This window comes from Pedobacter sp. UBA4863 (assembly GCF_002399615.1).
Classification (GTDB): domain Bacteria; phylum Bacteroidota; class Bacteroidia; order Sphingobacteriales; family Sphingobacteriaceae; genus Pedobacter.
In genome coordinates this window covers 34,204-47,572 of record NZ_DHDZ01000031.1, presented here as the reverse complement: position 1 = coordinate 47,572, position 13,369 = coordinate 34,204, and the positions used below count along the sequence as shown (strand labels likewise).

12 protein-coding genes are annotated in these 13,369 nt (G+C 37.0%); 7 read left to right on the top strand and 5 right to left on the bottom strand.

Annotated features, from left to right (window positions below; genetic code table 11):
• Positions 1–5: 5 nt before the first annotated feature.
• Together pssA and rho are read right to left on the bottom strand one after the other, a co-directional pair.
• On the bottom strand, positions 6–677 hold the full coding sequence (pssA, locus tag B3I52_RS06395; protein WP_293299646.1) for a CDP-diacylglycerol--serine O-phosphatidyltransferase: 672 nt from the start codon (positions 675–677) through the stop codon (positions 6–8).
• An 87-nt stretch (positions 678–764) separates the two neighbouring features.
• Positions 765–2,468: a transcription termination factor Rho gene (rho, locus tag B3I52_RS06390; protein ID WP_293299645.1), complete on the bottom strand. Its 1,704-nt coding sequence runs from the start codon at positions 2,466–2,468 to the stop codon at positions 765–767.
• A 325-nt stretch (positions 2,469–2,793) separates the two neighbouring features.
• On the opposite strand from rho, the gene pyrF reads away from it, so the two are divergent.
• From pyrF to B3I52_RS06375, 3 genes are all read left to right on the top strand, one after another.
• The gene (gene pyrF / locus B3I52_RS06385) at positions 2,794–3,624 is read left to right on the top strand and encodes an orotidine-5'-phosphate decarboxylase (protein WP_293299643.1); all 831 of its coding nucleotides are present in this window, start codon (positions 2,794–2,796) and stop codon (positions 3,622–3,624) included.
• Positions 3,621–4,517 carry a DMT family transporter gene (locus tag B3I52_RS06380; protein ID WP_293299641.1) on the top strand — a complete coding sequence of 299 codons (897 nt, stop codon included), beginning with the start codon at positions 3,621–3,623 and terminating at the stop codon, positions 4,515–4,517. The genes pyrF and B3I52_RS06380 overlap by 4 nt, the downstream gene beginning before the upstream one ends.
• 81 nt (positions 4,518–4,598) lie before the next feature.
• Complete coding sequence (locus B3I52_RS06375) at positions 4,599–5,879, top strand: DUF2851 family protein (RefSeq protein ID WP_293299640.1); 1,281 nt, start codon at positions 4,599–4,601, stop codon at positions 5,877–5,879.
• Positions 5,880–6,081: 202 nt separating this feature from the next.
• On the opposite strand, the gene B3I52_RS06370 is transcribed toward B3I52_RS06375, so the two are convergent.
• Positions 6,082–6,627, bottom strand: a complete 546-nt coding sequence (locus tag B3I52_RS06370) for a transposase (protein WP_293299638.1) — start codon at positions 6,625–6,627, stop codon at positions 6,082–6,084.
• A gap of 364 nt (positions 6,628–6,991) precedes the next feature.
• Between B3I52_RS06370 and B3I52_RS06365 the strand changes: the two genes are divergently transcribed.
• Complete coding sequence (locus B3I52_RS06365) at positions 6,992–7,210, top strand: PspC domain-containing protein (protein WP_293299636.1); 219 nt, start codon at positions 6,992–6,994, stop codon at positions 7,208–7,210.
• An 80-nt stretch (positions 7,211–7,290) separates the two neighbouring features.
• On the opposite strand, the gene B3I52_RS06360 is transcribed toward B3I52_RS06365, so the two are convergent.
• Complete coding sequence (locus B3I52_RS06360) at positions 7,291–7,947, bottom strand: ankyrin repeat domain-containing protein (protein ID WP_293299635.1); 657 nt, start codon at positions 7,945–7,947, stop codon at positions 7,291–7,293.
• Between the two features lie 424 nt (positions 7,948–8,371).
• On the opposite strand from B3I52_RS06360, the gene B3I52_RS06355 reads away from it, so the two are divergent.
• From B3I52_RS06355 to B3I52_RS06345, 3 genes are all read left to right on the top strand, one after another.
• Positions 8,372–10,963 (top strand): FtsK/SpoIIIE family DNA translocase, encoded by a 2,592-nt coding sequence (locus B3I52_RS06355; RefSeq protein ID WP_293299634.1) that lies wholly within the window; start codon positions 8,372–8,374, stop codon positions 10,961–10,963.
• 18 nt (positions 10,964–10,981) lie between these two features.
• Positions 10,982–11,632 carry a LolA family protein gene (locus tag B3I52_RS06350; RefSeq protein WP_293299633.1) on the top strand — a complete coding sequence of 217 codons (651 nt, stop codon included), beginning with the start codon at positions 10,982–10,984 and terminating at the stop codon, positions 11,630–11,632.
• 88 nt (positions 11,633–11,720) lie between these two features.
• Positions 11,721–12,482 (top strand): MBL fold metallo-hydrolase, encoded by a 762-nt coding sequence (locus tag B3I52_RS06345; protein ID WP_293299632.1) that lies wholly within the window; start codon positions 11,721–11,723, stop codon positions 12,480–12,482.
• A gap of 349 nt (positions 12,483–12,831) precedes the next feature.
• On the opposite strand, the gene B3I52_RS06340 is transcribed toward B3I52_RS06345, so the two are convergent.
• A complete protein-coding gene (locus tag B3I52_RS06340) occupies positions 12,832–13,176 on the bottom strand; it encodes a DUF6266 family protein (protein WP_293299631.1) in 345 nt (114 codons plus the stop codon).
• Positions 13,177–13,369 lie beyond the last annotated feature (193 nt).

The window sequence follows — 13,369 nt, the reverse complement described above, 5'->3', positions numbered from 1 at the left end:
TTACGTTATTTATTCTTGAAATAAACAAAAGACAATCCTATGTAAAGCAATAGGATAATTGGCAGCGCTACAAACTGTTGCCAAACAAATAATGCGAGCGATAAAATCATAAATATAAATTTAATTTTGTTTTCGCCCCATTTCAAATTGTTAAATTTTAGAGAGAAAATCTTGATTTCGCTTACCAATAAATAACTGCTTACTACAGAAATAGCAGCTAAAACTAGCCAATTGCCAATTATTTGCGGATGATAATCGGCCACGTAAGGTAACGATACAATGAACAGGGTGTTCATAGGTGTATTTAAGCCAATAAAATCTACTGTTTGGCGAGTATCGGTATTGAACTTGGCCAACCTTAAAGCCGAGAATAAAGTAATGATGAAACCAAAATAGGATAGGTATTGATGTGGGGCATCGCTGGCCTTAAAGAGGTGATACATAATTGCTCCGGGTAAAAATCCGAAACTAACTACATCAGCTAATGAATCAAGGTCTTTACCAATGCTGTTTTTTATGTTTAGCGCCCTAGCTGCCATTCCATCAAAAAAGTCGAATATTCCTGATAGAATTACAAAATAGGCGGCAGATTTTAAATCGCCATTAAAACAAAACACAATACCAATACAGCCAGAAAGTAGATTGGCACAGGTTAAAGCATTAGGTAGGTTCAGCATTTGAGTGTTACGTTATAGGTATTACGTTATACGTTTTTATTGCAAAGCCAAACTTACAATTTTATAACGTATAACGTAAAATTTTTACTAGCCGTTCATTCCCATTAAAAACTCCTCGTTACTCTTGGTGCCTTTAATTTGGGCTTGTACCAATTCCATTGCCTCTTGGCTATTCATGTCGGCCAAGTGGTTGCGCAGTACCCAAATGCGTTGTAGGTTTTCTCTATCTAACAATAAATCATCTCTACGCGTACTTGATGCGGTAATGTCAATTGCAGGGAAGATACGCTTGTTGGCCAATTTACGGTCTAATTGTAGCTCCATGTTACCTGTACCTTTAAATTCTTCGAAAATTACCTCGTCCATTTTAGAGCCAGTTTCGGTTAAAGCTGTAGCTAAAATAGTTAACGATCCGCCTTTTTCTATATTACGGGCCGCACCAAAAAAACGTTTAGGTTTATGCAGTGCATTGGCATCAACACCGCCCGAAAGAATTTTGCCAGAAGCAGGTGCAGTGGTATTATAAGCTCTTGCCAAACGGGTAATAGAATCTAGCAAGATCACTACATCATGACCGCATTCTACCAAACGCTTAGATTTTTCTAATACAATATTGGCAATTTTTACGTGTCTTTCAGCAGGCTCGTCAAAAGTAGAAGAAACTACTTCGGCCCTTACGCTGCGGGCCATATCGGTTACCTCTTCCGGACGCTCGTCTATTAATAAGATAATTAAATAAACTTCTGGGTGATTTTTAGCAATGGCGTTGGCCACTTCTTTTAACAAATTAGTTTTACCCGTTTTTGGTTGCGCCACAATTAAACCACGCTGGCCTTTACCAATTGGGGTAAACAAGTCCATAATACGGGTAGAATAATTGCTGCTATCGGTAAACAGGTTTAATTTTTCTGTAGGGAAAAGTGGGGTAAGGTAATCAAAAGGAACCCTATCCCTAACATCAGCAGGTACACGCCCATTAATGCTAATTACCTTTACCAATGGGAAATATTTTTCGCCTTCTTTTGGTGGGCGGATACTTCCGTTCACCGTATCGCCAGTTTTTAAACCAAACAATTTAATTTGCGATTGCGATACATAAATATCATCTGGAGAAGATAAATAATTATAATCTGCCGAACGTAAGAAACCGTAGCCATCTGGCATAATTTCTAGCACACCCTCATTAGTAATGGTGTTGTCGAAATCTAAGTTAGAATAGCTGGTTTCGTTTTGTTTGTGGTGGCCACCTCCGTTGTTGGTATTGTTTTGGGGTTTTTGCTGACGGTTTTCGTCTCGCTGAGGTTTTTCTTCTCTAGCAGGCTTTTCATCGATAACAATGATCTCGTTATTGTTTTGTTCGCCTTTTTCGTCTTTAGAGGTTCGCTCTCTTTTCGATTTTTGGTTTTTTAACTTATCGGCAATGCTTTCTTGTTTCGAAAGTTCTTGGCCTGTTACCAAAGCAATAGCTTCAAAATCTGGTGAAGGAATTTCTATTTCTTCAGCCTTATCAAAAAGAGTAGGCTCTGGAGCTTTGTCTTCTTTTTTCTCCTCTACTACAGGGGCTGTATCTTTTGGGATACGCGTTCTTTTTCTAGCAGGTTTTTCAGATGAGGCTTCTACTGCATGAGGTGTTGGCGTAACGCTTACTTCGCTAGTAGCTGCTTGTTTTTTTAGAATTTCTTCAATCAAGTCGTTTTTGCGTAAATCGCCCGCATTGTCAACGCCACTTGTTTTAGCTAACTCACGTAATTCGGCGGTAAGCTTTTCAGTTAGTTCTGTTTTACTAAACATTTATATTTTGTCGAGAATTTTATTTTTGGGTTTAACCAAATAATACAACCAAAAATGGGCTTAAAAGATTTAAGAAATTTTTCTAGCTAAGGATTTTCGGGAGGTATTCAGATAAACTTTCTGGGAATTATGCCACAATTGTATGAAAATGGATTTTAATCTGCAAGATATTTTTTAAAAAAAATACATGTTGCCTTATTAATCGTTCAAATTCATAGCTAATGAAGCCTGTGTAAGTTGCCTTCCCATAGGCTTAATGTAACAATGCGGTAAAAAAAATCCTAAATCGTAAATCTAAAACCGTAAATTTCTTCATCTTTGCAACATGAACAAACAGCAGCTTTTCGAACAAATTCAACGTAAGAAATCATTTTTATGCATAGGCCTAGATCCAGTATTGGATAAGTTGCCTAAACATCTTTTAAAATATGACAACCCAATACTTGAATTTAACAAGCAGCTAATTGACGCTACCCATGATTTGTGCGTGGCATACAAGCCCAATACTGCTTTTTACGAAACCCGTGGGGTGCAAGGTTGGGATACTTTGGTGAAAACTTGGAAACATTTTCCGAAAGAGGTGTTTACCATTGCCGATGCCAAACGCGGCGATATTGGCAATACTTCGGCCATGTATGCAGAAGCATTTTTTAAGGAAGAAAGTTCGGGAATGAGCTTTGATTCGATTACCGTTGCGCCTTATATGGGCAAAGATTCGGTTTCACCATTTTTAGCTTACCAAGATAAGTGGGTAATTCTGCTGGCATTAACCTCTAATCAGGGTAGCCAAGATTTTCAAGTAAAGCAGAGCGATCATCACAAGCTTTATGAGCAAGTAATTACCACTTCGCAACAATGGGCAGATAGCCACCAAATGATGTACGTAGTTGGTGCTACCCAAGCCGAGGAGTTTAAAAATATCCGTAGGTTGGCGCCAGATAATTTCTTATTAGTGCCAGGTGTTGGTGCACAGGGCGGCAGTTTAAGTGCGGTTTGCGAACACGGTTTAAACAAACAGTGTGGTTTATTGGTTAATGCCGCTCGTAGCATTATCTATGCAAGCAATGGCGAAGATTTTGCCGAAAAAGCAAGAGCAGAAGCATTGGCTTTACAACAAGAAATGGAGCAGATCCTTGTGGCCGCTAATTTAATATGAGTACACAAAAAGACGTTAAATTAATTGTAGCACTGTTTACCATTGCTATTGTTTGGGGCACTACATATTTGGGCATTCGCATAGCGGTACAAACTATTCCGGCCTGGTTTGTGGCGGGTTTACGCCAAGTGGTTGCTTCCTTAATATTGTTAGTTATTTTACTATACAAAAATGAGTTTAAATGGATAGGGTGGAAGAGCCTTGGTCGCCAAATTTTCTTGGCTAGTTTAATGATTATTATTGCCAACGGAATGACTACCGTAGCCGAGGAGAGTATTCCTAGTGGTTTGGCCTCTTTGCTTACTGCGCTATCGCCCATTATCGTATTTTTAGGTAGTTTAGTTTTTGGCTTGCAAAAACCCAGTTTAAAAGGTTTTATAGGTGTAATTATTGGTTTTAGTGGGGTGGCTTTTATTTTTAGAGATGGCTTGGGCGATTTGTTAGATCCCAATTATAAAACAGGTATCGCTTACTTGGCAATAGCCATTTCTGGATGGGCAGCGGGTACTATTTATATTAAGAAATACACACAAAAGAGCAATAATATTTTTCTCGACTTATTTTACCAGTTTGCCTATGCGGCCATTGCACAGTTAGTTATAGCTTCGTTGGTTTCTCCTGCTACAGACTTTAATAAATGGAGCTTGGAAAGTATGGCTGCTATTGTTTATTTAGGCGTATTTGGATCGGTGGTTGGTTTCTTCTGTTATAATTATGCGCTTAAAAAAGTAACCGCTACAGAAGTTTCTATTCTTTCTTATTTTAATACCATTATAGCCATATTTTTAGGTTGGTTGGTATTAAACGAAACCGTTACCTACGATTTACTGATTGCTACTGTACTGATTATTTTAGGCGTTTTTATTACGAATTATAAGAAACCTACTACTTAAACAGGTTTTAGTTGTTCGTGTTTAACAACGAAAATATATAGCGGTATGTATATTTCAAGTTAAATATTCGTAACTTCAAATATGCGCTTTCCCGAAGAATTTCTACATTTTGTTTGGCAGTTTAGGTTGTATCATACATTGCAGCTTGAAACTGTTGATGGAGAACCATTAAAAATATTGAACTGTGGCTTTCCTAATAAAAACGCAGGCCCAGATTTTACTAATGCCAAAATTAGTATTGACGGTACCACTTGGGTAGGACAAGTAGAAGTGCACTTAAAATCATCAGACTGGAATGTGCACAGGCACCAAAACGATAGCGCCTATGAAAATGTAGTGTTGCATGTAGTTTGGGAACACGATATTGCTATTACAAGAGCCGATGGCACGTTATTGCCTACTTTAAGTCTTAAAGATAAAATTCCCCAACACCTGTTCGAAAATTATGAGCGTTTAATAGCTTCAACAAATATTTTTCCTTGCGAGCAGCAAATAGGAAAGGTAGATAGCTTTGTGGTTAATGGATTTTTAGCTAGGGTGTTGGTAGAAAGGCTAGCACAGAAATCTGAAGAAGTTTTTGCGTGTTTAGCACAATTAAACGGTAACTGGGACGAAACCTTTTATCATTTTATGGCCAAAAGTTTCGGTTTTAAAGTTAATGCCTTGCCCATGCAGGTACTTGCCCAAAGTTTATCACAAAACTTATTTGCCAAGTATAAAGATCAACCTTTGCAAATAGAAGCGTTAATTTTTGGTCAGGCGGGGTTTTTAAATCAAAGTTTTGAAGATAACTATCCTAAGCAATTAAAAAACGAGTATGCTTTTTTGAAAAAGAAATATGGCTTAACACCTATTGATATTTCACTTTGGAAGTTTTTAAGAATGCGTCCGCAAAATTTTCCAACATTAAGGTTAGCACAATTTGCCGCACTAATTGTAAAATCGAGCCATTTGTTTTCTAAAGTATTGGAAGTAAAAAATGTAAAAGAATTGCATTTGCTTTTTGAAGAACTACCAGTAAACCCATTTTGGCAAAAACACTATCATTTTAACAAAGAAGCAGAAAAAGTTTACCTGCAACTAGGAAAATCATCCATAGATAATATTTTGATCAATACGGTAAGCTTGTTTTTGTTTGCTTATGGCAAATACACAGGCCAAGCTAACTTTCAAACCCGTGCTTTTTATTTGTTAGAGAGTATTACTGCCGAGAAAAATGCAATTGTTACATCATATTTAGAAGCGGGCGTTGTTGCAGATAATGCCTACCAAACACAAGCCTTATTGCAGTTGCGAAAAGACTATTGCAATGCTAAAAAGTGTTTAAATTGCGGTATTGGCCTAAAGATTTTGAAGAGGTAATGAGTTAACATAAGGAGGATGGCAGCCTAATCTTTAGGGGGAAATTGTGAAGGATAATGACGGGTTTATGTAAATTAAACTTTGAATATTCAACCTATCGGTAGGTGTCTTCACCTACAGAAAAAGAGAAGTTGGGTGGGGACAGCCAACTTTAGGGAGTTAACTTATATTATCTATCGGCGGGGTGTCCCCACCCACCGAACTAATCTCTATAATGGGTTAATATGCCAAACTCATCAATTCCGTTTTGATAAAAACTTGCACTGCTCCATCTATAATCTTCAGGGAATTTTGCCAATTTCCATTTCTCTTGTATCGGATTTGCATGAATATAATCTAATTTCTGTTCTAATATTGGTAAGCTGCTTAGTGGGATAGCTAAAGCATCACGTTTCCAAAACTGATAATTTCTATCACTAAGAGCAACTTTATAGGTTTCGAGTTGATGGGGATGGTTAGACTTTAAATATTTTTGGAATTGGTGCGCCGTATATTTGGTAAAACTTCCTACTACCGATTCATCTCTATCATCATTGATAGTTTTCCAAATTAAGTGGATATGATTTGGCATAATTACATAACCATATATAATAGCTAATTTGTTTATATAAAGATAGCGGAGCGATTCAATTACGATTGTTTTTACCTCAGCTGATTTTAACAAATGATGGAAGTTATTAATAGTAACCGTGTAGAAATATATCTCATGATTATCCATTTGTCCTTGTCGTTTATGAAATAAACTCATTTTGTTTTTCTTTGAATTAAAGTTAGGTATCTTTTACATAAGGTGGGTGGGGACACCCAACTTTAAAGAAAATGAATATCGTTGTGCTGTTTTCTCTGTAAAGTTTCCAATCTATCGGTGGGTGCCTGCACCTGCCGAAAAAAGGATATAATTACTCGTGTACCTATATGAAGTTGGGCGGGGACACCCAAATTTTAAGAAAATGAATATCGTTGTGCTGTTTTCTCTGTAAAGTTTCCAACCTATCGGACACCCAACTTTAGAGAAAATTGTGCAGGACGCTTAAATTTTTATGAAAATTAAACTTTGAATATTTATTCCTTGTCTATTATTTTTGTAAATTAGATTTAAAATCAACTAAAAGATGTTTCAACGTATAGTTACTTTTTTCGAAAAGAGAAGCTTTGGGGTTTCAGAATATTTGGCCAATAAACTAGATATGAGCACCAACAAAGTGAGGTTGTTTTTCATCTATTCATCGTTTTTAGCAGTAGGTTTTCCTATACTTTTCTATATACTGGCTGCCATAGTGCTCGATATTAGAAACTATATGAAGCGCATTAGATTGCGAATTTGGGAGTAGCCTAATTTACGAATTACGATTTAAATTTACGATTTGTCCCGTCACTCTTAATTTCGGACATTGGACTTTTCTTACCCCGGTTAATCGTCATCCCTTAAAATATCGGCAATTTCAATAAAGCCTTTTTCTGCCGCTAAGTCTGCCGGTAGTTTTCCGCCCTCCATTCGCAAAGTAACTTCTGCGCCGTGTTCTAATAAAAGGATAATCATTTCTATGTTACCTAGTTGTGCGGCGCTATGTAAAGGTGCTACACCAGATTTTTGGCAAACATTAGGATATGCGCCCGCATCTAAAAGAATTTTGGTAATATTAAAATTGTTGTTGGCTACTGCCGAATGTATAGGAAACACGTTAAAGCCATTTTTACTTGGCAAGTTAACTTCAGCATCTTTTAATACTAAAAAACGGGCAATTTCTTCGTGGTTAAAATAACAAGCCAGACCAAGTGGCGTAAAGCCATCTGCCGAATATTCGTTTATAGAGCGAGGGTCTTTAAAGATCAATAGGGTAACCTCCTCAAATTTTCCAATAGCGCAGGCGTCAAAAATGCTCAGCTCGGGCATAAACTCGGCAATGGCATTAGCAATTTCCATTTTTTTATAATAGCAGGCTAGCAACATTGGCGAAATTTGATGAGAAGTGATTTGTGTTGCCAATTGTGGTTTTTGCGATAATAAAGCCACTATTTCATCTAATTGGCTGTTTTCTATAAGAGTTTCTAGCTGCGTGATATCCATTTTTTTTATTTAGGTTTCGCTAATAGGTTAAATTAACGAAATTAAATTAACATTTAGAAAGCGCACTTAGTTGTATTTTGCCACCGATGCACAGCTGTCTTTTAAAATAGCTTTTAATTAACTATTTGCTACCGCAATTTAATGGCAACGATTAAAGCAAAAATCTGTGCATCTCGTAATTGGGACAAGTGCCCTGGCTAATAAAAACAAAAAAAAATCCTGCTCAGTTGCTGCTGGGCAGGATAAAACTAAAATAAAAAACCTAGGCAATAAATTAATTGCTTTCTGAGTTACAGACTATAATTCAGGCAAAAGGTTTAAACTAATTATAGGTTAAATGAAATAGTAACAGCTAAATGTTGCACAGGTTAAAAGAATATAAACAGTTTCTTATATTTGTTCATTAAAATATTAAACGATTACGATGTCGGTAAGGGGAAATTCATTCAAATCCAATTCTTTTAAACAAAATGCTGAAGCAAGCAAAAGTGGACAAAAACCAAGTGCAAGGGAACCCCGAATAAAGCCCGAGTACCTTCCTGCTTTTAATCTTCAAGATGGGCGGTTTGTGAAAATTATTGGCCTTTTTTTTATCATTCTTTCGATCTATTTTTTAGTGGCCTTTACCTCTTATTTGCTTACTTGGGAAGAAGACCAGAGCTATGTAATTGATGCCAACGGAGGGTGGAGTAATTTATTTAAAAGCATTGAAGAGCTGAAACAAAGTGGCGTAGAAGACCCTGTGGTGCAAAACTGGCTGGGTAAAATCGGTGCGCTTTTGTCACATCAGTTTATATACGAATGGTTTGGGGTAGCTTCTTTCCTATTCGTTTTTGTGTTTTTCGTTATTGGCTACAGAATGCTTTTTAAAGTAAAGATTTTTGCAGTAGAGAAGGTGCTGGCTTACAGTTTCTTTTTTCTGTTGTTTATTTCGTTAGCTTTCGGATTTGGGCATTCGTTTTTTGCTAAAACGCCACACTTTTTAGAAGGCGAATTTGGTTATTGGAGCAATAAATTGTTAGAGATACAAATAGGTAGAACTGGCGTTGGGGGCCTGTTAATTTTCTTAGGCTTATCGGTGCTCATTATTGCTTATAATATAGATTTTAAGTTCCCCGAGAAACAACCAGAGCCAAATCCTAGGCGAATTATAGTACCTGAAGTGCCTGAAAATACAGCGCTAGAGGCAGAAAATATAGCCCAACCTGTAGAATTTAGCTTAAACGATAAATATAGAAACCAGCAAAAGCAAGAACAAAATATTGTTTTAACACCCAGTAGGTTTGAAAAGCCCGAATTAGAAGAAGAGCAAGAAAAATCAGCCATTCCTTTGGGAACAAATGTGTTGTTAAGCCCAGCGGCGCCCGTAGCGGCAGCACCTGTAGTAGCAGCTGCAACACCAGCAATGGAAATTACACCTGCACCAAAGGTAGAAGAACCAACATTTACCATCGAAAAAACCGAAGAAGAAGTAAAATCTGATGAATTGGTAGAACAGTTTGGTAATTATGACCCAACGCTAGATTTATCAGGCTATAAATATCCTCACCTAGATTTGATGGAAAATTATGGGACAAACAAAATTTCTGTAAATTCTGATGAACTAGAAGCCAATAAGAACAAAATTGTAGAAACATTAAATCACTACAATATTGAAATTGATAAAATTAAAGCAACCATTGGCCCAACCGTAACGCTGTACGAAATTATTCCAGCACCGGGGGTTCGTATTTCTAAAATTAAAAATTTAGAAGACGATATTGCATTAAGCTTAGCTGCTTTAGGTATCCGTATTATTGCGCCAATGCCGGGTAAAGGAACCATTGGTATCGAAGTGCCAAACTCGCATCCAGAAATGGTATCAATGCGTAGCATTTTAAATACCGATAAATGGGCGCAAAATACCATGGATTTGCCCATTGCCCTAGGTAAAACCATTAGTAACGAGGTATATATTGCCGATTTGGCTAAAATGCCTCACTTATTGGTAGCGGGTGCTACAGGACAAGGTAAATCGGTTGGTATTAACTCTATTTTGGTTTCTTTGCTCTATAAAAAACATCCTTCGCAATTAAAGTTTGTTTTGGTTGACCCTAAAAAAGTAGAGTTAACCCTATTCAATAAAATTGAGCGTCATTTCTTGGCCAAATTGCCGGGCGGCGAAGATGCCATCATTACCGACACGAAAAAGGTAGTACATACCTTAAATTCACTTTGTATTGAAATGGATCAACGTTACGATTTGTTGAAAGATGCCATGGTGAGGAACTTGAAGGAGTATAACGAAAAATTCATCAAGCGTAAGCTTAACCCAAATAACGGGCACCGTTTCTTGCCCTATATTGTTTTAGTGGTAGATGAGTTTGCCGATTTAATTATGACCGCAGGTAAGGAGGTAGAAACCCCAATTGCCCGTTTAGCACAATTAGCCCGTGCCATTGGTATTCATTTGGTGTTGGCAACGCAACGTCCGTCGGTAAACGTAATTACAGGTACAATTAAAGCTAACTTTCCTGCCAGATTGGCGTTTAGGGTGCTGTCAAAAATAGACTCCCGTACCATTTTAGATAGCGGTGGCGCCGATCAGTTAATTGGTAGGGGAGATATGCTTTTAGCCACAGGTAGTGACTTAATTAGGCTACAGTGCGCTTTTGTAGATACGCCCGAGGTAGATCGGATCTCTGACTTTATTGGTAACCAGCGTGGCTATCCAGATGCGTATTTATTGCCAGAGTATATCGATGAAAATGGAGAGGGAAGTACAAAAGATTTCGACCCAGACGATAAAGACCCTTTATTTGAGGATGCAGCAAGGCTGATTGTAATGCACCAGCAAGGTTCTACCTCATTAATCCAGCGTAAAATGAAATTAGGTTATAACAGGGCAGGCAGAATTATCGACCAATTGGAAGGCGCAGGCATTGTTGGCCCGTTTGAAGGCAGTAAGGCTCGTGAGGTTTTAATTCCAGACGAATATGCTTTGGAACAGTTCTTGAGTAACCTTAACAATAAATAGAATTTAAGATTAGATAACATGAAGAGAGTAATATTGGCGTTTTTAGCAGTAGGTGTTTTTAGTGCGGTAGCCTTTGCACAAACAGACCCAAAGGCAAAAGCAATTTTAGCAGAAGTAAGTAAAAAATATCGTTCGTACGATGTAGTGAAAACAGATTTCACTTTTACCTTAGATAACAAACAAGCAAAAGTTAAAGAAACGCAACAAGGAACCCTGTATGTAAAAGCTAACGCAAACAAGTACAAGGTAGCCATGACTAACCAAGAGTTAATTAGCGACGGTAAAGTACAATGGACATACCTGAAAAATGATAAAGAAGTACAGGTGAATAACGTAGATCCGAATGGCGAAGCATTAAACCCGGCAAAAATATTTACCATTTACGAAAAGGGTTTTAAATACATTTATACTGGCGAGCAAAAGGTAGGGGCTAAAACCTACCAAATGATTGATTTATCGCCCACAGACATTAAAAAGAATGTGTTTAAAGTACGCTTAAGTATTGATAAAGCCGCAAAACAGATTGTGAACATTGTAGTATTCGAGAAAAATGGAAATACCTATACCTACAATGTAAAAACATTTTCGCCTAACGTAAAAGTACCAGAAGCAACTTTTGCTTTTGATGCAAAGAAATATCCAGGTGTAGAAGTGGTAGATTTAAGATAATTCAATTAATTATACATCTAAAAAGGGTTTGGGCTATTAGCTTAAACCCTTTTTTATTAGCTTTGGAAATCACGTTAAAATAATCATTTTGAAGATCACTTTTTTAGGTACGGGTACATCGCAGGGCATTCCAGTAATTGCTTGTAATTGTGCAGTATGTAGATCTAGCAATAAAAAAGACAAACGCCTAAGGGTTTCTGTTTGGATAGAAACCGATGGACAGAGTATCGTTATTGATAGCGGGCCCGACTTCCGTTATCAGATGTTAAGAGCCGGTGTAAATGATTTAGATGCCATTCTGTACACTCACGAGCATAAAGATCATATAGCTGGTTTAGATGATATTAGGCCTTATAATTACATTCTCAAAAAACGAATAGACATTTATGCAGACGAAAGGGTGCAAGCTGCATTAAAAAGAGAATTTCATTATATCTTTTCTGATGTGAAATATCACGGCTTACCTCAAATAAAGATGCATACCATTGCCCAACAATCTTTTAAAATAGGCAATGTAGCAATTGTTCCTGTTGAAGTAATGCATTACAGACTACCAATTTTAGGCTATAGAATTGGAAACTTTACCTACATTACCGATGCCAAGACCATCAGCGAAGAATCATTAGAAAAAATTAAGGGCACAAAGGTATTGGTATTAAACGCCTTGCAAAAAGAAAGCCATATTTCTCACTTTACGTTTAATGAAGCCATAGCGATGGCAGAGAAGATAGGGGCAGAAATGACTTATTTTACCCACATTAGCCATAATTTAGGCCTGCATGAAGAGGTGAGTAAAGAATTGCCAGCAAATATTAAATTGGCCTATGACGGACTTTCTTTTGATTGCTAAGTTTGCTTAATTGCAAACACTAAAAATCATGTAAATTTCAGCAATAAAGAAGTTTAATTACTTTAAAGTTAGAAAACAAAACTCCCAGCGTACATATTCATCGAGATATCCTGTCTGTCTTCTAAAATAAAGGAAACCCAAGTATGAAAGGTTTTTCCCTTATCAAATTTAGAAAGAGTTACAGTTTCCATTTGTTTCCACTGATTTCGTAATAAGCATTTGCGTTCTCCACGTCATATACCATCAGCATTACCTGATGTTGCGCTCTAACCTTTCCGTCTATTGTACGGTTTGCCCAGCTAAAATGTACGCCAATATCATCTAATTCAAAGTTAATGTCTAATGCGCCTCATATATTGCCATAAGTTAAACATACTTTAGCATAATCTATTGCTCCGTTTGCATTTTGCGAGTTTAGCATGTTGTAAGATTTTGCTACATTATTGGCGGTCATCATTCGTTTTTTTGATTTCATATTGAAACCTATCCTCACAAAACCAACAATTGGTTTGAGAAACTGCTGCATAATAGTGAATCTCGACCTCGCTGCCTTTTGCGTAGCACTTCCTATTTTGTTTTTCTTAGAGGTTTTGCGTTTGCTCCTTATTGCATATTTTCCATGTAAGTAATAACCTGTCACGGTACCCACTGTTCCAGTTAATCCTCCGTTTATTCCATTTTCAATTATGGCCATTTTTAAATATAATACAATATAATAAGTTATTGATTAAGAAATAAATACGCTTTAATTAGGTCGTAAGTTAGATGCGTTTTATTCGGATATAATTGTCATAAGTCCGACCAAAGCCCGACTTAACTCCATTAAAAGCCCGTTAAAAACAATTATCTAAATAACTCATTCTAATAAAATAGGGGCAATTGACGGA

Coding starts and splice junctions, on each gene's coding strand:
- rho (WP_293299645.1), bottom strand. CDS start 2,468: ATGTTTAGTAAAACAGAACTAACTGAAAAGCTTACCGCCGAATTACGT.
- pssA (WP_293299646.1), bottom strand. CDS start 677: ATGCTGAACCTACCTAATGCTTTAACCTGTGCCAATCTACTTTCTGGC.
- B3I52_RS06355 (WP_293299634.1), top strand. CDS start 8,372: ATGTCGGTAAGGGGAAATTCATTCAAATCCAATTCTTTTAAACAAAAT.
- B3I52_RS06365 (WP_293299636.1), top strand. CDS start 6,992: ATGTTTCAACGTATAGTTACTTTTTTCGAAAAGAGAAGCTTTGGGGTT.
- B3I52_RS06350 (WP_293299633.1), top strand. CDS start 10,982: ATGAAGAGAGTAATATTGGCGTTTTTAGCAGTAGGTGTTTTTAGTGCG.
- B3I52_RS06360 (WP_293299635.1), bottom strand. CDS start 7,947: ATGGATATCACGCAGCTAGAAACTCTTATAGAAAACAGCCAATTAGAT.
- B3I52_RS06380 (WP_293299641.1), top strand. CDS start 3,621: ATGAGTACACAAAAAGACGTTAAATTAATTGTAGCACTGTTTACCATT.
- B3I52_RS06375 (WP_293299640.1), top strand. CDS start 4,599: ATGCGCTTTCCCGAAGAATTTCTACATTTTGTTTGGCAGTTTAGGTTG.
- pyrF (WP_293299643.1), top strand. CDS start 2,794: ATGAACAAACAGCAGCTTTTCGAACAAATTCAACGTAAGAAATCATTT.
- B3I52_RS06340 (WP_293299631.1), bottom strand. CDS start 13,176: ATGGCCATAATTGAAAATGGAATAAACGGAGGATTAACTGGAACAGTG.
- B3I52_RS06370 (WP_293299638.1), bottom strand. CDS start 6,627: ATGAGTTTATTTCATAAACGACAAGGACAAATGGATAATCATGAGATA.